Origin of the sequence: Nocardia sp. NPDC058705 (genome assembly GCF_042749305.1) — a bacterium.
Taxonomy (GTDB): Bacteria; Actinomycetota; Actinomycetes; order Mycobacteriales; family Mycobacteriaceae; genus Nocardia.
On the sequence record NZ_JBHYRN010000010.1, the window covers coordinates 111,515 to 131,593 of the forward strand.

Annotated in this window: 18 protein-coding genes; 12 read left to right on the plus strand and 6 right to left on the minus strand. The window is 67.3% G+C overall.

The window, feature by feature from the left end; all coding sequences use genetic code 11:
- Nucleotides 1-2: 2 nt before the first annotated feature.
- The gene (locus ACFW6D_RS14850; RefSeq protein ID WP_379328364.1) at nucleotides 3-1,970 is read right to left on the minus strand and encodes a glycoside hydrolase family 15 protein; all 1,968 of its coding nucleotides are present in this window, start codon (nucleotides 1,968-1,970) and stop codon (nucleotides 3-5) included.
- A gap of 142 nt (nucleotides 1,971-2,112) precedes the next feature.
- Between ACFW6D_RS14850 and ACFW6D_RS14855 the strand changes: the two genes are divergently transcribed.
- Entirely contained in the window at nucleotides 2,113-2,346 is a 234-nt protein-coding gene (locus tag ACFW6D_RS14855; RefSeq protein ID WP_379328366.1) for a hypothetical protein, read from the plus strand.
- Nucleotides 2,347-2,457: 111 nt separating this feature from the next.
- On the opposite strand, the gene ACFW6D_RS14860 is transcribed toward ACFW6D_RS14855, so the two are convergent.
- On the minus strand, nucleotides 2,458-3,507 hold the full coding sequence (locus ACFW6D_RS14860; RefSeq protein ID WP_379328368.1) for a M48 family metallopeptidase: 1,050 nt from the start codon (nucleotides 3,505-3,507) through the stop codon (nucleotides 2,458-2,460).
- 75 nt (nucleotides 3,508-3,582) lie between these two features.
- Here ACFW6D_RS14860 and ACFW6D_RS14865 point away from each other — a divergent pair, with 75 nt between their 5' ends.
- The 7 genes from ACFW6D_RS14865 (at nucleotide 3,583) to ACFW6D_RS14895 (ending at nucleotide 10,636) form a co-directional block, all read left to right on the plus strand.
- Nucleotides 3,583-3,672, plus strand: coding sequence for an Ms4533A family Cys-rich leader peptide (locus tag ACFW6D_RS14865; RefSeq protein WP_019045829.1), 90 nt, complete (start codon nucleotides 3,583-3,585; stop codon nucleotides 3,670-3,672).
- A gap of 211 nt (nucleotides 3,673-3,883) precedes the next feature.
- Nucleotides 3,884-4,936, plus strand: coding sequence for a sulfate ABC transporter substrate-binding protein (locus tag ACFW6D_RS14870; RefSeq protein WP_379328370.1), 1,053 nt, complete (start codon nucleotides 3,884-3,886; stop codon nucleotides 4,934-4,936).
- A gap of 35 nt (nucleotides 4,937-4,971) precedes the next feature.
- Nucleotides 4,972-5,874, plus strand: a complete 903-nt coding sequence (gene cysT, locus ACFW6D_RS14875; protein ID WP_379328372.1) for a sulfate ABC transporter permease subunit CysT — start codon at nucleotides 4,972-4,974, stop codon at nucleotides 5,872-5,874.
- Nucleotides 5,871-6,677: a sulfate ABC transporter permease subunit CysW gene (gene cysW / locus ACFW6D_RS14880; RefSeq protein ID WP_379328374.1), complete on the plus strand. Its 807-nt coding sequence runs from the start codon at nucleotides 5,871-5,873 to the stop codon at nucleotides 6,675-6,677. The genes cysT and cysW overlap by 4 nt, the downstream gene beginning before the upstream one ends.
- The gene (locus tag ACFW6D_RS14885; protein WP_379328376.1) at nucleotides 6,674-7,669 is read left to right on the plus strand and encodes a sulfate/molybdate ABC transporter ATP-binding protein; all 996 of its coding nucleotides are present in this window, start codon (nucleotides 6,674-6,676) and stop codon (nucleotides 7,667-7,669) included. The genes cysW and ACFW6D_RS14885 overlap by 4 nt, the downstream gene beginning before the upstream one ends.
- 360 nt (nucleotides 7,670-8,029) lie before the next feature.
- Complete coding sequence (locus ACFW6D_RS14890; RefSeq protein ID WP_379328497.1) at nucleotides 8,030-9,034, plus strand: diiron oxygenase; 1,005 nt, start codon at nucleotides 8,030-8,032, stop codon at nucleotides 9,032-9,034.
- Between the two features lie 12 nt (nucleotides 9,035-9,046).
- Nucleotides 9,047-10,636 (plus strand): FAD-dependent oxidoreductase, encoded by a 1,590-nt coding sequence (locus ACFW6D_RS14895; protein WP_379328378.1) that lies wholly within the window; start codon nucleotides 9,047-9,049, stop codon nucleotides 10,634-10,636.
- Between the two features lie 119 nt (nucleotides 10,637-10,755).
- Here the strand turns inward: ACFW6D_RS14895 and ACFW6D_RS14900 are convergent, their stop codons facing one another.
- On the minus strand, nucleotides 10,756-11,517 hold the full coding sequence (locus ACFW6D_RS14900) for a glucose 1-dehydrogenase (protein ID WP_379328380.1): 762 nt from the start codon (nucleotides 11,515-11,517) through the stop codon (nucleotides 10,756-10,758).
- A gap of 525 nt (nucleotides 11,518-12,042) precedes the next feature.
- On the opposite strand from ACFW6D_RS14900, the gene ACFW6D_RS14905 reads away from it, so the two are divergent.
- A complete protein-coding gene (locus tag ACFW6D_RS14905; protein WP_379328382.1) occupies nucleotides 12,043-14,241 on the plus strand; it encodes an Hsp70 family protein in 2,199 nt (732 codons plus the stop codon).
- 545 nt (nucleotides 14,242-14,786) lie between these two features.
- Entirely contained in the window at nucleotides 14,787-15,584 is a 798-nt protein-coding gene (locus ACFW6D_RS14910; RefSeq protein WP_379328384.1) for an HAD family hydrolase, read from the plus strand.
- A gap of 59 nt (nucleotides 15,585-15,643) precedes the next feature.
- Here ACFW6D_RS14910 and ACFW6D_RS14915 read toward each other — a convergent pair whose 3' ends face one another.
- Entirely contained in the window at nucleotides 15,644-16,054 is a 411-nt protein-coding gene (locus ACFW6D_RS14915) for a VOC family protein (RefSeq protein WP_379328386.1), read from the minus strand.
- Nucleotides 16,055-16,150: 96 nt separating this feature from the next.
- Here ACFW6D_RS14915 and ACFW6D_RS14920 point away from each other — a divergent pair, with 96 nt between their 5' ends.
- Entirely contained in the window at nucleotides 16,151-17,089 is a 939-nt protein-coding gene (locus ACFW6D_RS14920; RefSeq protein WP_379328388.1) for a helix-turn-helix transcriptional regulator, read from the plus strand.
- A gap of 36 nt (nucleotides 17,090-17,125) precedes the next feature.
- On the opposite strand, the gene ACFW6D_RS14925 is transcribed toward ACFW6D_RS14920, so the two are convergent.
- Together ACFW6D_RS14925 and ACFW6D_RS14930 are read right to left on the minus strand one after the other, a co-directional pair.
- Nucleotides 17,126-17,821, minus strand: coding sequence for an SGNH/GDSL hydrolase family protein (locus ACFW6D_RS14925; protein WP_379328390.1), 696 nt, complete (start codon nucleotides 17,819-17,821; stop codon nucleotides 17,126-17,128).
- Between the two features lie 14 nt (nucleotides 17,822-17,835).
- Nucleotides 17,836-19,248, minus strand: coding sequence for an MFS transporter (locus tag ACFW6D_RS14930; RefSeq protein WP_379328392.1), 1,413 nt, complete (start codon nucleotides 19,246-19,248; stop codon nucleotides 17,836-17,838).
- 103 nt (nucleotides 19,249-19,351) lie between these two features.
- On the opposite strand from ACFW6D_RS14930, the gene ACFW6D_RS14935 reads away from it, so the two are divergent.
- Entirely contained in the window at nucleotides 19,352-19,975 is a 624-nt protein-coding gene (locus ACFW6D_RS14935) for a TetR/AcrR family transcriptional regulator (RefSeq protein WP_379328394.1), read from the plus strand.
- Nucleotides 19,976-20,079: the final 104 nt, after the last annotated feature.

The window sequence follows — 20,079 nt, forward strand, 5'->3', positions numbered from 1 at the left end:
CGCTAGGCCCGGTTGGCCGGTGTGTGCGCGGGCTGGAACTGGCCCGCGTTGCGCTGATCCTCGGCCCTGATCACGTGGGTGACCGCGTTGATCAAGGCCAGGTGGGTGAAGGCCTGCGGGAAGTTGCCCAGGTGGCGGCCGGTGCGTGAGTCGATCTCCTCGGCGTAGAGGCGCAGCGGACTAGCCAGTCCGAGCAGACGCTCGCACAGGTTGGTGGCGCGTTCGAGTTCGCCGATCTCCACCAGCGCCGAGACCAGCCAGAACGAGCAGATCGTGAAGGTGCCCTCCTCGCCTTCGAGGCCGTCGTCGGTGGTGTCGGTGTGATAGCGCAGCACGAGGCCGTTGACGGTGAGATGGTCGGCGATTGCGAGCACCGTGGCCCGGATGCGCGGGTCCTCCGGCGGCAGGAAACGGGTCAGCACCACCAGCAGCAGGGAGGCATCGAGGGTGTCGCCGCCGTAGGTCTGGGTGAAGATGCCTGCTTCGCTGACGCCGAATTCCAGGACGTCTTCCCGGATCTCCTCGGCGATCTCGAACCACTCGGCCGCGCGTTCGTGCTGACCGTGCAACTCGGCCAGGCGGGCGCCACGGTCGAGGGCCACCCAGCACATGACCTTCGACGAGGTGAAGTTCTGCGGTTCGCCGCGCACCTCCCAGATGCCGCGATCGGGCTTGCGCCAGTTGGCAATCGCCGCGTGCACGGTGCGTTCGAGCAAGGGCCACAGCGATTCCGGGACCTGACCGCGCGATTTCACGTGCAGGTACACCGCGTCGAGCATGGTGCCCCAGATGTCGTGCTGGTCCTGGTCGTAGGCGGCGTTACCGATGCGGACCGGTTTCGCGCCGTCGTAGCCGGACAGATTCGGCAGCTCGTATTCGGTGATCTGGCGTTCGCCGCCGATCCCGTAGAGCACCTGCAGTGGCACCGCGTCGCCGTTCTCGCCGGTGGTGACGTCGTCGAGGAAGGCGAAGAAGTCGTTGGCCTCACGGTCCAGGCCCAGAGTGTAGAGGCCCCACAGAGCGAAGCTGGCATCGCGCACCCAGGTATAGCGGTAGTCCCAGTTCCGTTCTCCGCCAGGGGTTTCCGGTAGGGAAGTGGTGGAAGCGGCGAGCAGCGCGCCCGTCGGCGCGTAGGTGAGGCCCTTGAGGGTGAGCGCGCTGCGCTGCAGGTAGCTGCGCCACGGATGGTCGGGGAAATCGCCCTGGGTGATCCACTGCCGCCAGCACTCGGTGGTGGCCCACATCTTCTGCGCGGCCTCGTCGTAGGTGGCGGGCGCGGGCAGTTCCGACCAGGTGAGCGCGACGAACACCTGATCGCCCTCGGACATTCTCGTGCGCGCCCGCGCCTCCCTGCCCTCCAGTCCGAGCCGCAGATCGGTGGTGAGCACCAGCGACGGCCCGGCGTCGGGATCACTCGATGCCCGTGCGGTCGCCTGCTCGTAGACCTTGCCGGTGTACTCCCACTTGGCCCCGCCCTGGTGGTAGTCGAACGAGGGCTGACAGCTCATCTCGAGTTCGACGGTGCCGCTCACGCACTTCACCGTGCGCAACAGGACGTGTTCGGCGTCCCAGTCCATCGGGGTGCGGCGGTGGGTCTTGGATCGGGCGATGTTGTTGTGCCACGGGCCGAGAACGAGCGTGTCACGCACGATCAGCCAACCGGTTTCGGTCTGCCAGGTGGTTTCCAGGATCATCCCGCCGGGCAGATACCGCCGCGCCGCGGGCACGTTCTTGCCGTAGGGGCCGATCCGGAAGTGGCCCGCGCTGCGGTCGAGGATCGCGCCGAACACGCTGGGGGAGTCGGGGCGCGGCACGCACATCCACTCCACCGAACCGCTGCTGGCGATCAGGCAGCTGGTTTCACAGTCGGACAGGAAGGCGTAGTCGTCGATCGGCGGAAACGGGCCGCGACGACCGCTCGAGGAGACCGGACTCAGAATCGGCAGGCTGTCGGCGCTGGAAGACTCCATACCCCATGATCACGGTGGTTCGGGCCCGCGTCCACCGCTGCGAGCGACGATCTCGGCGGATCCGCTGGTCGTGGTAGGAGAATCGACCGGCCGGGGATGCGCGTGGATCGGGTGTTCACGGCGACCGACTAGGCTGGGCGGCGTGCAGCAGATCGCAGGTTGGTGGGATGGGTTCGAACTCTGGGTAGCGGGGCTGCCCTTCATTCCGCAGTTCCTCGTGGTGCTGGTCGGGATGGTGCCGATCAGCTTCGCCATCGCCTTCCTGCTCGACCGCAGCTTGCGCGCGGTGTTCCGGGCACTGGGGCGGGATGAGCGTGTCGAGCCGGTGCCGGTGACTGTCGCCGAGCGCCCGACTGTCGGCAGTGGTGCCCGCTGATGCCACGTTCTCGCGTTCAGCTCGCGCTCATCGCCTTGCTCGTTCTGGTCGTCATCGCCTGGTTCTTCACGCGCTGATCGGCGCGAGCTTCAGCCCGCGCCGTCGCAGCGGCTAGTTCTTGCGCCAGTCTTCGAAGCGTTTGCCCAGGTCGGTTACTGTGCGGCCGAATTCTTGGCCGACTGTGTTGACTGCTGAGCCGACGTCGCGGCCCAGGTCGCGGACGGTGCGGACGAGCATGTCTTCGGATTGGTCGAAGGATTCGCGGTAGTGGCGGGCGGCTTGTTTGACCTCTTCGCTGATGCTGGCGTTGCGGTCTTGGTCGCGGCGGGGGTAGGTGCCTGCGAGGACTCGGTCGTAGTCGCCGGATTGGATCCAGCGGCGTAGTTCGGCGGCGCGTAGGACCGAGAAGGGATGGGACTGTAGTTCCAGGTTGAGGAGCTTGAGGACGCCGTCGCGGAGGTCGCCTGAGCGCATGTAGTCGTCGGCCTGGTCGAGGAAGGCGGCGTGGTTCATCTCGTGCAGCCACGCGCCGCCGGCGGTTTTCATGTGGACGCGCACCGAGGCCTCTACGTCTTGGCTGCACAGCAGGCCGGCGCGGTCGCCGGACAGCTCCGACTTGCGGCTCCATTCCATCAGGGCGGCCACGATCGCGCGCAGGGCCCAGCCGCCGACGGGCATCCAGCCGACCGAGGCCGACAGGCGCATCAGGTGCATGAGCATCGTGCGATACACCGCGTGCCCGGACAGGGCGTGGCCGAGTTCGTGGCCGACGACGAAGCGCAGTTCCTCGGTGTCCATCAGTTCGAGCAGGCCGGTGGTGAGCACGATGAACGGCTTGTCCATGCCGATGGTGAAGGCGTTCACCGACGGGTCCTGCAGCACGAACATCTCCGGCGTGGATGGGGCGTCGAGCACGCCGACGCAATCCGCGCGCAGCTGGTGCAGGGTGCGGAACTGCCGATCATCGACCCGCACGGCGGTCGCCAGATACATCAGCCGGTGCTGGCGTTCCCGCAGCAATCCCGACAGCGCCTTGAGTACCGTGTCGAACCCGCTGAGCGAGCGCAGTGCCACCAGCGCGGTGCGGTCAGCCGGGTGTTCCCAAGCGCGTGTGCTGATCTCCGGAAAACGCGTGCGGACCCGGTCTGGAGCCATGGTCATAGGATGAAATCCCCCCTGGTTGTGGAACTCTCGTTGATTGCGATCATCATGTACCGATCTGCTACAGTCTGCCTTGTGTCGTCGAGTGTCGCCCCGCAGATCCGCCATGAGTTGGCGTTGATCGCTGTCGGCAACCTCGCGGTCGCAGACATCCTCTGTCGATGATCGGCCACCGGGCTCGTCTGTGCGTTTCTGCCCAGTAGACTGGCGCGCGCTTTCCTTTCGCAGTCGTAGTCCGTAACTCCGGGGGCCATCGAGCCCGAGTCGCGCCAACTGTCGTGCATCCTCACACGACAGGTCTACCGATCGACACGAGCAGTCCCTGCCGCCACGAAAGCCGTTGTGCCGCAGGTCCTTTCCCGAAAGGTTCATCCCGATGTCTCGCAACACCTGGATCGGCTCGCGCCGCCGCGCCGCCGCCATCGCCGTCACTGCTGTCGCCGCGGTCGCGCTGACCGCCTGCGGCGGTGGCGCCAGCGACTCGACCGACGGCGGCGCAGGCGTGGCCGACGGCAGCGGGGGCACCCTCAACCTCTACGCCTACGCAGTCCCGAAGCCGGGCTTCGACAAGGTCGTGCCCGAGTTCAACAAGACCGACGCGGGCAAGGGCGTGCAGGTTCAGGCCTCGTACGGCGCCTCGGGCGACCAGTCGCGCAAGGTCAAGGACGGCGCCGAGGCCGACGTCGTGAACTTCTCCGTCGAGCCCGACATCACCCGCCTGGTCGACGCCGGCCTGGTCGACGAGAGCTGGAACGCCGACGCCACCAAGGGCATCCCCTTCGGCTCGGTCGTCACCTTGGTCGTCCGCAAGGACAACCCCAAGGGCATCAAGGACTGGGACGACCTGCTCAAGCCGGGTATCGAGGTCGTCACCCCGAACCCGTTCAGTTCGGGCTCGGCCAAGTGGAACCTGCTCGCCCCCTACGCCGCCAAGAGCGACGGCGGCAAGAACCCGCAGGCGGGCCTGGACTACCTGACGCAGCTCATCTCGCCCGAGCACGTGAAGGTGCAGCCCAAGTCCGGCCGCGAAGCCACCGAAACCTTCCTGCAGGGCACCGGCGACGTGCTGCTGAGCTACGAGAACGAGGCCATCTTCTCCGAGCGCAACGGCGACCCGATCGAGCACATCAACCCGCCGACCACGTTCAAGATCGAGAACCCGGTCGCGGTGCTGAAGAACTCCAAGAACCTGGCCAAGGCCACCGCGTTCCGCGACTTCCTCTTCACCCCCGAAGGTCAGAAGGCGTGGGCGCAGGCCGGCTTCCGCCCGGTCGACCCGAAGGTCGCCGCCGAGTTCGCCAGTGACTTCCCGACCCCGGCCAAGCTGTGGACGATCGACGACCTCGGCGGCTGGAAGGCCGTCGACAAGGAACTGTTCGCCCAGGGCACCGGCAAGGTCGCCGTCATCTACGACCAGGCCACCAAGTAGTCGGTGACCCGGCTCACACGCGATACTGGACAACTGTGACTGACAGCAGTGGGCCCGCCGGGACCGGAGAAACTTCCGATCCCGGCGGCTCCGGCAAACCTGAAAAACGCAAGCCCGCAGGCCGACGCCGATCATGGCTGCGCGTCAGCGGCTCGGTAGGGCCGCTCGGCATCGGCGTCGCTGTGATGTGGCTCAGCGTCATCGTGCTGCTGCCGCTGGCGGCGCTCACCGTCAGCTCCTTCGAAGACGGCTGGTCCGGCTTCTGGGACGCGGTCACCGCACCCTCGGCACTCGACTCGCTGAAGGTGACGATCGGCGTCTCGGTGATCGTCGCGGTGATCAACGTCTTGATGGGCACCCTGATCGCCTGGGTGCTTGTGCGCGACGAATTCCCCGGCAAGGGCATCGTCAACGCGCTGATCGACCTGCCGTTCGCGCTGCCCACGATCGTCGCCTCGATCGTGCTGCTGGCGCTCTACGGCCCGAACAGCCCGTTCGACATCCACCTCAACGCCACCCAGCCCGGTCTGGTGGTGGCACTGGCCTTCGTCACGCTGCCGTTCGTGGTGCGCGCGGTGCAGCCGGTGCTGATCGAGGTCGACAAGGAAGTCGAACAGGCCGCGCTCTCTCTCGGAGCCAGCAACTGGACAACGTTCCGCCGGATCGTGCTGCCCACCCTGACGCCGGCGATCATCTCGGGCGGCGGGCTCGCCTTCGCCAGGGCGATCGGTGAGTTCGGCTCGGTGGTGCTGATCGGTGGCAACATCCCACGTGAGACGCAGGTGACCTCGCAATACATCCAGCAGCAGATCGAGGTCGACCGGCCGGTGAACGCCGCCGCGGTCTCGGTGGTGCTGCTGGTGATCTCCTTCGCCACCCTGTTCGTGCTGCGGCTGCTGGCCGAGCGCGCGTCCCGAAGGGAGAAGGCGGCCGAATGAGGCTTTCCGTGTTCACTCGACTCTCGCTGCGGACCGTAGCGCTGGGCTATCTCTTCGTGCTGCTGGTGCTGCCGCTCGGCATCATTCTGTACCGCACCTTCGAGCGGGGGATCGGCGCGTTCCTCGACTCGATCACCACGCCCGCGGCGATCTCGGCGTTCCAGCTGTCGATGATCATCGTGGCGATCGTCGTACCGCTGAACGTGGTCTTCGGCGTCATCACCGCGCTCGCCCTGGTGCGCAGCAAGTTCCCCGGACGCAATCTGGTCCAGGGCCTGGTCGACTTGCCGATCGCGACCTCGCCGGTTGTGGTCGGTGTCTCGCTGATCCTGCTCTGGGGCGCGGGTGGATGGTTCGGCGCACTCGAGAACATCGGCTTCAAGGTGATCTTCAGTTTGCCGGGCATGGTGATCGCGACGATCTTCGTCACGCTGCCGTTCGTCGTGCGCGAGGTCGAGCCGGTGCTGCACGAGATCGGCGAGGACCAGGAGATGGCCGCGGCGACGCTGGGCGCCAACCGCTGGCAGACGTTCTGGCGGATCACGCTGCCCGCGATCCGCTGGGGCCTCACCTACGGCGTCGTGCTCACCGTGGCTCGATCACTGGGCGAGTTCGGCGCGGTGATCATGGTGTCGACCGCGCTGCCGGGCCAGTCACAGACACTGACCCTGCTGGTGCACGGCCGCTACATCAACGACCACAACACCTTCGGCGCCTACAGCGCGGCCACCCTGCTGATGGGTATGGCCCTGATCGTCCTCCTCCTGATGACTCTTCTCGAACGCAAACGGGGCCCCGAATGATCACCGTGACCAACGCGCGCAAGAACTACGGTTCCTTCGCCGCTCTCGACGATGTCAGCATCGACATCCCCTCCGGCGAGCTCACCGCACTGCTCGGGCCGTCCGGGTCGGGCAAGTCGACGCTGCTGCGCTCGATCGCCGGGCTGGAATCGCTCGACTCCGGCGTGGTGATGATCGCGGGCAACGACGTGACCCACGTGTCGCCGCAGAAGCGCGATATCGGTTTCGTCTTCCAGCACTACGCCGCGTTCAAGCACATGACCGTGCGCGACAACGTCGCCTTCGGCCTCACCATCCGTAAGCGGCCGAAGAAGGAAATCGAGAAGCGCGTCGACGAACTGCTCGGCATCGTCGGCCTCGACGGCTTCCAGCACCGCTACCCGGCACAGCTCTCCGGTGGTCAGCGACAGCGCATGGCACTGGCTCGCGCGCTGGCCGTCGACCCGCAGGTGCTGCTGCTGGACGAGCCGTTCGGCGCCCTGGACGCCAAGGTGCGCACCGATCTACGCCAGTGGCTGCGCAGGCTGCACGACGAGGTTCACGTGACCACCGTCCTGGTCACCCACGACCAGGAAGAGGCCCTCGACGTCGCCGACCGGATCGCGGTGATGAACAAGGGCCGCATCGAGCAGGTCGGTTCGCCCGAGGAGGTGTACGACCGGCCGGCCAACGAGTTCGTGATGTCGTTCCTCGGCGCGGTCGCCCGGCTCAACGGTCACCTGGTCCGCCCGCACGACATCCGCGTGGGCCGCGATCCGTCCATGGCGATGGCCGAGCACGAGGGCACCGCCGAGTCGGCGGGCGTCACCAGGGCCACGGTTGAACGAATCGTGCGTCTCGGCTTCGAAGTGCGCCTCGAGTTGCGCAACGCCGCCACCGGCGACCAGTTCGCCGCGCAGGTAACTCGCGGTGATGCTGCGGCCCTGCGCCTGGCGGAGGGCGAGACCGTCTACGCCCGCGCCACGCGCATCCCGGACCTGCCGCAGGACTGATCTCGCTCCACCGAACGGGGCCCGTCGACACATTGTCGACGGGCCCCGTTGTCGTCGGCTCCCGACAGCGCGTCGGCGTCGGGTGAGGATATCGGCGCAGGTTAACCGGTACCGGCGGTTCGCGGACCGCCGCGACGCGCTCGAATCGAGACGAATTTCGGTGTCTCACCGCCGCCGCGCGGCAACTGTGCATGACGCAGTGTCACAGGTAGAGCCACTATTACTGGCCAGTAGCTTTCTCAACTGCACTTTTGACGCGCCGGACACGCGAAATCCGGCAATTCACGGAGTTGACGTGACCCGTCGTAGGTGTAACCATTGGAAACAGTAAACGTCCCTAGAGGAGAGGCAGTGACGACGATGTCTGCGCCCACCACCCCTGACGTCGATCCTGTAGTCGCAGAGGCTCAGGCGTACGCCGAGAAGTTGCTGATGCTGTCCGAGGCATCGGTCGATCGCCACTTCGACCCGTTCGAGGACATCGACTGGGACGCCCCCGACTTCGATCCCGACTGCAAGCCCGAGCGCTGGATCCTGGTGACCTCGGCCGACCCGATCGGTCGCCACCCCTGGTACCAGGCACTGCCGCAGGATCAGAAGATCGCCATCGGCAAGGTCCGCCAGGCCAACGTCGCCAAGGTCGGCCTGCAGTTCGAGGCCATCCTGATCATCGGCATGATGCAGCACATCTTCAACCTGAAGAACAACGACCCGGAGTTCCGGTACTGCTCGCACGAGATGATCGAAGAGCACAACCACACCCTGATGTTCCAGGAGATGGTCAACCGCGTCGCCGACGTGCCCGGCATGAACCCCGCCGTGCGTCGACTGCGCCACCTGGCCGCCCCGGTCGGCGCGCTCATGCCGAACCTGTTCTTCATGGCCGTGCTCGCCGGCGAAGAGCCGATCGACCACATCCAGAAGGACATCCTGCGCTCGGGTGACGACATCCACCCGATCATGCGCGGCGTGATGGCGATCCACGTGGCCGAGGAAGCTCGCCACATCTCCTTCGCCCACGAGTTCCTGAAGAAGAACGTTCCGGCCCAGCCCGCGTTCAACAAGGCTGTGCTCTCGATCGCCATGCCGATCGTGATGTTCATCCTCGGCCGCGCGATCGCGACCCCGCCGAAGACCTTCTTCAAGCAGTTCGACATGCCGAAGGAAGTCCGCAAGGACCTGTTCTACGGTTCCGCCGAGGCCAAGCGGACCTTCGCCGACTACTACGTCGACGTGCGCGCGCTGGCCGAGGAGATCGGTCTGATGAACCCGGTCGCCCGCAAGGTGTGGAAGCTGCTCGGAATCGACGGCCCGTCCAGCCGGTACCGCTCGGAGCCCAAGCGCTCTGCGAAGCACGCTGCCTGAGACGATAGATAGATGCCATACGTTGTCACCCAGTCATGCTGTAGTGACGCCTCGTGCGTCTACGCATGCCCGGTCAACTGCATTCATCCGACGCCGGACGAGCCGGATTTCCGTACCGCAGAAATGCTGTACGTCGATCCGGCCGCCTGCGTGGACTGTGGCGCCTGCGCCACCGCATGCCCTGTCGACGCGATCACTTCCTCCAAGAAGCTGACCGAAGAGCAGAAGCCGTTCATTGAGATCAACGCTGATTTCTACCGGGTCCAACGCGACCGGCCGACGCTGGCCGCACCGGTGATGCCGCCCGCGATCGACACGCAGCGTTCCCCGCTGCGCGTCGCGATCGTGGGTTCGGGCCCGTCGGCGATGTACGCCGCCGACGAGCTGCTCACCCAGCCCGGCGTCGCGGTCACGATGTTCGACCGGCTGCCGCAGGCCTACGGTCTGGCCCGGCTCGGTGTCGCGCCCGATCACAAGCACACGCGCAAGGTCGCCGATCTGTTCGACATCATGTCGAAGCAGGACGATTTCGGCACCTACCTCGATGTCGAGATCGGCAAGCACATCAGCCATGCCGAGCTGCTCGAGCACTTCCACGGCGTGATCTACGCCGTCGGCGCGTCCTCGGATCGCAAGCTGAACATCCCGGGTGAGGGTCTGGCGGGCAATGTGTCGGCCACCGACTTCGTCGCCTGGTACAACGGCCATCCCGACCACGCCGACGACACCTTCGATCTGGACCAGAAGCGGGTCGTCATCGTCGGCAACGGCAACGTCGCCCTCGATGTGGCTCGGATCCTGACCGTGGACCCGGCCCTGCTCGCCGACACCGACATCGCGCCCTACGCGCTGAAGGCCTTGCGCGAGAGCAAGATCGAAGAGGTCGTCATCCTCGGCCGTCGTGGTCCGGCCGAGTCGGCGTTCACGGTGCCCGAGTTCGTCGGTCTGCTGGCCGCCGATATCGACATCGCGATCGAGGGTGAACTGCCCGCGGTCACGCCCGACCTGCCGTACAAGGTCGAGCAGAAGCTGCGCCTGCTGCACAGCGTCGCGAATCGCCCCTTCGGTGCGCGCAAGCGCATCGTGTTCCGCTACCTGTCCTCGCCGGTGGAGATCGTCGGCACCGACACGGTGACCGGGGTGCGGGTGGAGCGCAACGAACTCGTCGCCGATGCCGAAGGTCGCGTGGTTGCCACGCCGACCGGCGACACCGCGTTGCTCGAGGCAGGCGTCGTGCTCACCTCGGTCGGCTACCGAGGGGTGCCGACCGCGGATCTGCCGTTCGACGACGCCCGTGCGGTGATTCCGAACGAGGCGGGCCGGGTGCTCACCGCGCCCGGTGGCGAGATCTTCCCCGGCACGTATGTGACCGGCTGGATCAAGCGTGGCCCGACCGGTTTCATCGGGACCAACAAGTCGTGTGCGCAGGAAACCGTGCAGCAGCTCGCCGATGATTTCAACGGCGGCAAGCTGCGTGCGCCTGCTCGCGATGCGTCCGAGTTCGACCGGCTCGTACGTTCGCGTCGTCCGCAGGCTGTTGCCGGTGGTGCCGCCGCGCCGCAGCACGAACGCACGTTCAAGAGCCTGTTCTCTCGCGGCTAGGCGTACCTCCGCCTTCGCTCCGGGCCGTGCGCAGCTGAGGAACGCTTCGCGGCTGTGCCTAGCAGAACACAACGGACAAGGCCCGCAACGTCACTGGGAGACGTTGCGGGCCTTGCTCGTTACTGGGCGGTGAAGCCGCCGTCCGCGGCGATGGCGGCCCCCGTGACGAACGATGCCTCCCGGCTGAGCAGGAACGCGCACACCGCGGCGACCTCGTCGGGCTGGGAGATCCGGCCCATCGGGTGCAGTGCCGCGATGGCCGCCTCGCCCTCGGGCGTCGCACCCATCGACGCGCGGAACGCCGGCGTATCGACCGCGCCGGAGACCAGCGCGTTGACCCGTACGCCCACCGCCGCGGTCTCCAGCGCCACCGACTTGGTCAGCCCGATGACAGCGTGCTTGGCCGCCACATACGGCGCCACCTGCGCCATCCCGACCACGCCGAGGTTGGAGGCGTTGTTCAGGATCGCGCCGCCGCCGGCGGCGGTGATGGCCGGGACCTGGTGGCGCAGACCGTAGAAGACGCCGTTGAGGTTGAGATCCAGGTCGGCGCGCCAGTCGTCGTCGGTGATCCCGGCGATCGGGCCGAAGGCGTTGACCGCGCCGGCGTTGTTGAATGCCGCGTCGAGGCGGCCGTACTCGGTGAGCGCGGCCTGGGTGAGTCGCTCGACATCGGCATCGATCGTGACATCTGTCGCGACGAACAGCGCCCGCCCGCCCGCCGCTCGGATCTGCTCGGCGACCTGCTCGCCCTGATCTTTGCCGCGAGCGCCGAGCACCACGGCGGCGCCTTCGGACGCGACCCGGAGCGCGACAGCCTTGCCCATGCCGGAGCTCGCGCCGGTGATGAGAACGACCTGGTCGGCAAATCGAGTGGACATGCGTAGTGCCTTCTTTCCCTGGATGTTTCGCGAGATCGGAGTCGGTGTCTCTCCGCCCTTTCAGTCAACCGGCGGGCACTCGGCCGTGCTGGCGGGAATCGGTCACTGCGTTGATGCGTCATCAAAAGCGGGTCTACTTCGATACGCAGGAACGCAATTCGCCATCAGTGAAATCGCGTCGGTAGTAAATGAATTGGTTACCGGTCGGTAAGTGATCTATTGGCCGCAATAACAAACTCCAAGAATGTATTCAGAGGCAGCCGCGTTCGATTACTCGCAGGTAGCTGCCTCTCGGAGTCTGTGATCCCCTAATGCGACGTTCAGGGGGGTGGATATTTAACCTTCAACCATGTCACCTGCGCGAATGGTCTTGTGGTGACGCGTGGTTGCGCTTTTCGTATCAATCGGGCAGCAATTCGCGGACGTGCCAGTTAATCTAGGCGAGCTGTTTGGAAGACGACCGCGGCCACATGGTGCGCTCGCGTGCTGGACGTGGTCACGGTGCGTTGACGGGATAGCAAAAACATGACCAGAGGTCTGGGCTTGAGTATCGGTGCGGTCAATGCGATTTCGGCGGTGGTCGCCGAAGATCCGGCCAAGCCGACGGTGCGCACACGGCGCACCGCACTGACATTCGACGACGCGGGCAGGCCCCGCATCGGCGCCATCAACGAGTTCGCCTCGGCGATCACGGATTTCGCGGACCTCACCCGCGAAACGGAACCGATGGTGATGGGTGGACGGTTCTATTCGGCGACCAACCTGATCGCCGCGGTGGTCACCGGTCTGATCGAATTGGCCGAACCACCGGCCGGGATCGTGTTGACCTATCCCGCGGTCTATTCCGACAAACAGGTCTCGCTCCTCGGCCAGGCCCTGCACCTCGCGGGCGCAGGCGAGGTGCTGCTGGTACCCGAGCCGGTCGCCGCCGCGGAATGGTTGGAGATCGACAGCGGCCCACTGGAATCGGGCTTCGTGCTCGTCTACGACCTCGGCGCCACCAGCCTCGACCTGACCGTGCTGCGCGTCGGCCCCGACTGGCCGCACCACCCGATGATCGGAACCCCCACGCGGTCCAGCGATTTCGGTGGCAAGCCGCTCGGCGAGATGGTCGCCCGGTACGCGGGCGAGCCGGGTCAGGGCCGCGCGACCCAGACCCTCACCTCCATGGTGAACATCGACGCGTTGCGCGCCGAGCACATCCGCGACACCTTCCCCCTGGTCAGCAAGAGTGTGGCCGCGGCGGGCCTGCGGCTGGCCGACCTGTCGCGCATCCTCGTCGTCGGCGGTGCCTCGCGTCCGCCCGAAGTGGCCCGTACCCTCGCCGAACTCGGCGTTCCGCTCGTCACCGTCGCCGACCCCGGTCAGGTGATCGCCGCCGGTGCGGCCGGACTTGCCGCGCGCACGTTCGCGCCCGAGCAGCAGAGCGGTGGCACGGTGCCGCACGTCGCGGTGTTCTCCAGCGCGGCCGTGGTTTCCGCACTCGCCATGTCGGCGATGACGGTCTTCGGCAGTCCCTTCGACCCCGGTCTGATGCCGGTCCTCGACCGTTTCCCCGCCCTCGGCGCCCCCGTCGACGCACTCCTCTACGACATGAGCGCCGACCTGCTCGCCGCCAGGAACGCGGGCCTGATCGCCGATGTGGACCCCATCACCGGCCGCATCCAGGTGGCAGGCGTGGCCGCGGCCCGCAGTGCCTACGAGAACTTCATCGCTCCGGCGAGCACTCCCGGCCCCAAATCTCGCGTCGGCGGTTACGCCGGTGCCGGTGCCGACCGCGGTGGCCCCGGCCATCAAGACGTTCGCAACGACTGCAAGTCCCCGGTCCTCGCCCGCACCGACTACGGCGACCCGGCCCGCTTCATCAACCCCTTACCCTTCGACCTACAGGTCGGCCAACCCCAGAACACGCCGACCAACCCCGGCGCCCCCGAACTCCCGAGCGGCGGCCCGATCTCGGCCCCCGGCCCGGTTCCCGGAACCCCCGAAGCGCCGGGCACTCCCACCTCGCCCGGCGCCACCGCGCCAGGCACTCTGCCCGCCGCGGGTACTGCTCCCACGCCCGATACCGCTCCCGCACCCGGCACGGCGCCGACCGACGGTACGTCGGCGCCGAGTACCGGTGGCATCTCGATCGACATCGGAGGATCGGCTCCGACAGGTGGAACCACCACGGGTACAACGCCTTCCGATACGAGTACGTCGACCGGTGGGTCGGGCGGCACCTCGGGTGGGACACCGACCGGTGGCACGAGCGGCGGTGCCACCGGAGGTTCGACCGGCGGCACGGACACATCCGGCGGAGCTACTGGTGGCGGCACTTCCGGCGGTGGTGACTCTGATGGTGGTGCATCGAGCGGCGGTAGTGACGGTGGTGCGTCGGGCGGGGGTGCGTCAGGCGGTGGTAGTGACGGCGGTGCGTCAGGCGGGGGTGCATCGAGCGGCGGCAGCGATGGCGGTGCATCGGGCGGGGGGACATCGGGCGGCGGTACGTCCAGTGGTGGCTCCGGTGGTGGTGCATCGAGCGGTGGTACCTCAGGTGGTGGTACGTCATCGGGCGGCACCTCCTCCGGCGGCGCGACGTCCGGCGGCGGCACGTCCTCCGGAGGATCGGACAGCGGCGGCTCCTCAGGCGGGTCATCGGGCGGCTCCGCCAGCGGCGGTAGCGGTGGCAGCGGCGGTAGCGGCGGAAGCGGTGGCGGCGGTGGTGGAACCGGTCGCTGACCGATCGCCATCCTCACCAGGCGCCGTCGCATCTGCGGGGGACCGGCGACGGTGGCAAGGCGGCTTTCGCCGCGACCGGACGAGGCCGCGGGCAAATGCTGTCGCAGGTCGGGCACCAGGCTCACCCAGCGTCGCCGCGCATGCGGGCGGGGCGAGGCGGTTCGGCCGCAACCGCGACATCGGCTCCGCAGTGGAAGGCCCGCAGGCGGCAGTGCGTTGACCGACCAGAACGACGACCCCCCGTATCGCGAAACATGGCAGCTGCCAATATGTTTCGTCACACTATCCGAGTGTCCATGCCAACCCGCTGTCGACAGCCGTCGCTGAGGAAGCTGTCGCAGGTCCCGCCGCCGTCGGATCGGCAGGTAAGTGCGCAATGCCACCAACACTCGGTGCTGATCAGTGCCGAGTGCTGTGCGTTCCGTCTGGACGACGTCCGTGCGTAGTAGCTGAGGGATCCGAATGCTGCTGTTGAGCAGCCCTGTTCGGCGACGTCGCACGGGGAAATCGAGGTGGGTGTCGGTGGGAGCGGGCAGAATGGGGCGGTGGCTTTAGTTGGGGGCGCGCCGAAACTGATTGCGCTGGATGTGGACGGGACCCTGCTGTCGACCGGGGTCGGAATCAGCGCACGGGTAGGTGCGGCGGTGAAGGCGGCCGTGTCGGCGGGGGCGCACGTGGTCGTGACCACCGGGCGCACGGTGCTCACCACGCGCCCGGTGTTGCGCGAGCTCGGGCTGTCGGAGGGGCACGCGTTGTGTTCCAACGGTGCCGTGCACGTCGATGTGGCGCGCGGCGAACCGGTCGCGATCCAGTCGTTCGATCCGGGACCGGCCGTGCTCGCCCTGCGCGCGCTGTTCCCGGAGATGGTCTTCGCCGCGGAACAGGTCGGCGTCGGGATCTGGGCGACCGGGCACGGGCCGGGGGAGTACTCGATCGGCGACTTCCGGCTCGTCGACCATCGGATGCTGAGCAGCCTGCCCACCCCGCGCCTCAATGGCTGGTGGCCCGCTGGCAGTGCTGAGGAAATGCTGCGTCTGCTCGAAACTTTCGATGTCCCCGATGCCTCCTGGGTGCACGGCGAGTACGGCCCCTGGCTCACCGTCTCCCGCCGCGGCGTCTCCAAAGGCTGGGCGCTGGAACAACTCCGGCTCCTGCTCGGCGTCGAACCCGAGTCGACCCTGGCCATCGGCGACGGCTTCAACGACCGCGAAATGTTGCGCTGGGCAGCACATTCGGTCGCCATGGCAGGCTCGCCCGAAGACGTCCTCGCACTGGCCGACGAGGTGACCGGCCATGTCAGCGAGGACGGCGTCGCCACCGTCCTCGAACGCTGGTTCGCCTAGACCCCAACGCCGCTCACCGTCGCCTCGCCGGTGCCGACACCCTGGACCGCGCAGAACGCCTAGGCCGATACCCGCGCCGTCATCGCCACGAAATGCGGGTTCGACATGATCCCGAGCACATTGCCGAACGGATCCAGCACCGCCGCCGTCGTGAAACCCGCACCCTCCCCGCGTTCGGTGATCGGCTCGTACTCCGTGGCGCCCAGCTCGAGCAACCGGGCGAACGTCGCCGCCAGATCCTCGACCTGCCAGAACACCACCCCGCCCCCACCAGGCGCATTGCGCGCACCCGCCGGGGCATAGGCGCGGTTGATGATCCCCAGCTCGGCCTGCATCGGACCGACCCGGAACTCGTAGTAGCCGCCCGGCACCTCGTAATACGGTGCGATGCCGAGAAATTCGCTGTACCAGTCCTTGGCGGCGGTCAGATCGTCGGCGTAGTAGGTGGTGGTGGCCATTCCGCGCAGCATGTCGGCTCCTGAAGTTCGTGTTGGGTGCTGTCGAGAACAACGATGCCAGCCAAAGTGCTCACCGAATGAGCACTTTGTTCGGCAGAATCACCGAGTATGCGAGCGGACAGATTGGTAGCCACCCTGTTGTTGATGCAGGCGCGCGGGCGCGTGACCGCCGCCCAGGTCGCCGCCGAACTCGAGGTGTCGGTGGCGACGGCCCGCCGTGACCTGGAGGCATTGTCGGCCGCGGGCATCCCGGTCTACCCACAGTCGGGTCGTGGCGGCGGATGGTCGCTGATCGGCGGCGCCCGCACTGACCTCTCCGGCCTCACCGCAGGGGAAACCAGGGCGCTGTTCCTACTCGCGGGCCCCGCCGCCCAGGCCGCCCCCGAACTGAAATCCGCGCTCCGCAAACTGGTTCGGGCCCTGCCGCACACCTTCCGCGCGGACGCAACCGCCGCGGCTGACGCCGTCGTCGTCGATCCGGCCCGCTGGGGCCGCCCGGACCCACAAGCACCCGCGGTACTCGAGGCAGTCCAGCAAGCGGTAGTGGATCGCCGCCGCGTCCGCATCGACTATTCGAGCAAGGGTGCCCGCACCGTTCGCACGATCGATCCATGGGGCCTGGTCGAAAAGGAAACGGTCTGGTATCTCATCGCGGGAACCGACCGAGGCCAGCGAACCTTCCGCCTCGACCGCATCGTAGATATCGAAACCCTGAATGAAACATTCGCCAGACCAACAGATTTCGACCTCCACGCCGAGTGGTCGCAGATCGTCGAGCAGATGGAGGGCCGCCGCGCCGCCATCGCCGCAACGGTCCTGGTCTCCCCGCAACTGGCCCCCATCCTGGCCGGCCAACAGGGCCGCAACTGCACCCTGCTCGGCCCGTCCCCGGACGGCCGGGTGCACGCACAGATCACCGCCGACACCGCGAGGATGCTCGCCAGGCAACTGGCGGGCTGGGGCGCTGACGTCGAGGTCGTCGGCCCCGCCGAGGTCAGATCCGAATTGGTAGCACTCGGCACCGTCCTGGTGCGTAATAACAGGTGAGTGCGGGGCGATCCCCCTTCGACCGCCCCGCGTCCACTACGACCTGTCGATCAGCGCGGCCAGCGTCCGGATCACCTCGCCGGCCAGCACCGCCTGTCCGCTCGTGGTGAAGTGGATGAGGTCCGTGCTCATCAACTCGCGTCGCGACTGCAGCGGGTGGTCCCAGAGCTCGGTGAGTGCCGCATCGAACTCGGTGGCGACCGCCCGCAGCACCTCGTTGAGTTCGATCATCCGCGGTCGCATGGCCCGCATCGGCGCCATCCGTTCGACGGACCACACGTCGGCCATCGTGAAAATCGACAGCTGTGCTCCGGTGGCGGTCAGGGCGGTGAGGATGGTCGACAGATTCGCGTGGAGTCGATCGATATCACCGCCCGCCGTGAACAGGTCGTTGCCACCGCAGCTGACGTGCACGAGATCCGGTTCGAATTCCAGGATTTCGGCGAGCTGCCGGTCGATCACCTGCGCGCTGGTCGCGCCGATCCGGCCCGTATTGCGGTAGGAGAGTGTGGGATTCACCGAGCGCAGGCTCGTCGCGACGCGGTCGGCCCAGCCGGTCGGGGCGTAGCCGGGACTCGGATCGCCGGTGCCCGCGGCGATGGAATCACCGAGCACGGCGAAACGCCGCCACGGTGCCCCGGTGAGCAGTGCGGTGATCTGCTCCGGTGGCAGTACCAGCGGATCGTCGGCTTCCGTCGGGAAGGCCACGGACAGTGGTGTGCTGGACGACATGTCGAACTCCTGATTCAGTCGGTCGAGCGGGCCGGGGTGGGCAGTGCGAGCAGCAGGGTGACGGCGATATTGATCACCGCGCATACGGCGAACAGGGTGTGAAAGGCGCGCAGCGGGTCGTCGGAGATCGCGGAGAACAGCGCCGCCAGCACGGCGATGCCGAGTGCGCCACCCACCTGTCGGGCGGTGAGGTTCATGCCGATGCCCGCCGCGAACTGTTGCGGTGGAACAGAACTCGCCGCCGCGGTGCCGAGGACGGTGACGATGATGCCGATCCCGCCACCGCCGAGCACGCCGGCGGGAACCCACGCGGTCCACAGTGCGGGTTCGGGACCGAAGGCATCGGTACTCATCCAAACCAGGGCCGCGGTCGACATCAGTCCACCGAGCACGCCCACCCACCGTTGCCCGTTCGGTGTCGTGATCCGGCCGGCGACAACGGCGGTCACCATCGACGCCACCGCGCCGACGGTCAACGCCGCCGCCGACTCGAGCACGGAGTAGTCCCAGATCGCGTTCAGGAACAGCGGCCCGGCCAGCAGCCACGCGAACATCGACGCACCGAACAGGAAAGACCCTGCGTTCGCGAGCGCGAATTGCCGTTCACGCCACAGCGAGACCGCGACCGCCGGGTTGGCGTGCCGTCGCGAGCGAACCAGCGCGAACACCGTCAGCGCGATGCCGCCGAACAACGCGACGAGCGTGCCGGGCGCGGTCCAACCCCAGGACTGACCTTCGGTGACGGCGGCGACGATCGCCCCGAGGCCGATCGCGACAGCCAGCGTGCCGAGCGGATCGGGTAGTGCGGTGTCACCGGTGGCCTTGTCGCCGCCGGGCAGCCGCAGGCCCGGCACGATCAGCGCCACCGCGATCGGCACATTGATCAGGAATACCGCCCGCCAGCCGAACGCCTCGACCAGCGCCCCGCCCAGCGCCGGGCCGACCACCGCCGCGAACCCGCCGGCCGCGGACCAGGCGCCGACGGCGGCACCGATTTTTGCCCGTGGTGTGGCCGCCAGCACCAAACCGAGCGCCGCGGGCACCATGAACGCCGCCGCGATGCCCTGCAGGACACGTCCCGCGATGAGCCAGTCCGCGCTGGGTGCGAGCCCGCACAGCAGTGAGGTGACGGCGAATCCGGCCAGCGCCACGGCGAACAGACGACGACGTCCCCAGGCGTCGGCGATGCGCCCGGCCGGGGTGAGCAGGGCCGCGAACGCGATGGCGTAGCCGCTGACGATCCAGGTCAGGGTGCCGGTGGCGGTGCCGGGATAGCTCTCGGCGATCGTCGGGAACGCGATATTGACGACGGAGAGGTCGAGGAAGGCGATGAATGCCGCGCCCGCGGCCACCGCGAGGGTGCGACCCGCGGCGCCGGAGTCGGCTGTGCTGAGTGGATCTTCGGGCCGAGCTGACACATCGGTCATGCGAGGTTCCTTCGGGAGCAGAAATAAGAACGTACGATCGTTCGTAAATTAAAGTACGACCGATCGTTCGCCTTGGCAACCCGGAGGTGGAACAATGATTCACATGACCCAGCTGACGGAACCGAGCGACCAACGGTTGGCCAAGGGTGCCCGTGCCCGCGCCACCATCGCCCGTCGCGCCGCCGAACTCGCCTCCGTCGAAGGTCTCGACGGTCTGAGTATCGGCCGACTCGCCACCGACCTCGGTATCAGCAAGAGCGGCATCGCCACCCTGTTCGGTACGAAGGAGGCCCTGCAGCTCGCCGCCGTCCAAGCGGGCCGCGATATCTTCATCGAACGAGTGATCGCCCCCGGCCTGCGCGTTCCACGCGGCGGCACCCGGGTTCGCGCGATGGTCGACGGCTGGTTCGCCCATATCGAGAATCCGCCCTTCCCCGGCGGTTGCTTCCGGGTCGCTACCCTCACCGAATTCAGCAGCAAGCCGGGCCCCGTGCGCGACGCCGTCGTTGCCGACCACGACGGCTGGCTGACCTTCCTCGCGGGGGAGGTCCGCAAGGCGCAAGCGATGGGCGAACTCGCCGATTCCGAGGCTGACCTGTTGGTATTCGAACTCGACGCAATCGTGAGTGCGGCCAATATCGCCTATCAGACTGGTGATTCGGCCCGCGTGGAGGCGGCTCACGCGATCGTGCGGCGGTTGTTGTCGGATACGCCGACTGAGGCTTAGCTGGGGACGTCCCGGCGGGACGGCACGTCGTCGGCGGCCGAATCTTGCGGTGGTTCAGCTGCCCGGTGGTCGGGGCAAGAACGGCGCCGCTACCCGGTATGGGT

Excerpts from the sequence above, each read along its gene's own strand:
- ACFW6D_RS14850 (WP_379328364.1), bottom strand. The coding sequence starts at position 1,970 with ATGGAGTCTTCCAGCGCCGACAGCCTGCCGATTCTGAGTCCGGTCTCC.
- ACFW6D_RS14860 (WP_379328368.1), bottom strand. The coding sequence starts at position 3,507 with ATGACCATGGCTCCAGACCGGGTCCGCACGCGTTTTCCGGAGATCAGC.
- ACFW6D_RS14870 (WP_379328370.1), top strand. The coding sequence starts at position 3,884 with ATGTCTCGCAACACCTGGATCGGCTCGCGCCGCCGCGCCGCCGCCATC.
- cysW (WP_379328374.1), top strand. The coding sequence starts at position 5,871 with ATGAGGCTTTCCGTGTTCACTCGACTCTCGCTGCGGACCGTAGCGCTG.
- ACFW6D_RS14885 (WP_379328376.1), top strand. The coding sequence starts at position 6,674 with ATGATCACCGTGACCAACGCGCGCAAGAACTACGGTTCCTTCGCCGCT.
- ACFW6D_RS14890 (WP_379328497.1), top strand. The coding sequence starts at position 8,030 with ATGTCTGCGCCCACCACCCCTGACGTCGATCCTGTAGTCGCAGAGGCT.
- ACFW6D_RS14895 (WP_379328378.1), top strand. The coding sequence starts at position 9,047 with ATGCCATACGTTGTCACCCAGTCATGCTGTAGTGACGCCTCGTGCGTC.
- ACFW6D_RS14900 (WP_379328380.1), bottom strand. The coding sequence starts at position 11,517 with ATGTCCACTCGATTTGCCGACCAGGTCGTTCTCATCACCGGCGCGAGC.
- ACFW6D_RS14905 (WP_379328382.1), top strand. The coding sequence starts at position 12,043 with ATGACCAGAGGTCTGGGCTTGAGTATCGGTGCGGTCAATGCGATTTCG.
- ACFW6D_RS14915 (WP_379328386.1), bottom strand. The coding sequence starts at position 16,054 with ATGCTGCGCGGAATGGCCACCACCACCTACTACGCCGACGATCTGACC.
- ACFW6D_RS14920 (WP_379328388.1), top strand. The coding sequence starts at position 16,151 with ATGCGAGCGGACAGATTGGTAGCCACCCTGTTGTTGATGCAGGCGCGC.
- ACFW6D_RS14925 (WP_379328390.1), bottom strand. The coding sequence starts at position 17,821 with ATGTCGTCCAGCACACCACTGTCCGTGGCCTTCCCGACGGAAGCCGAC.
- ACFW6D_RS14930 (WP_379328392.1), bottom strand. The coding sequence starts at position 19,248 with ATGACCGATGTGTCAGCTCGGCCCGAAGATCCACTCAGCACAGCCGAC.
- ACFW6D_RS14935 (WP_379328394.1), top strand. The coding sequence starts at position 19,352 with ATGACCCAGCTGACGGAACCGAGCGACCAACGGTTGGCCAAGGGTGCC.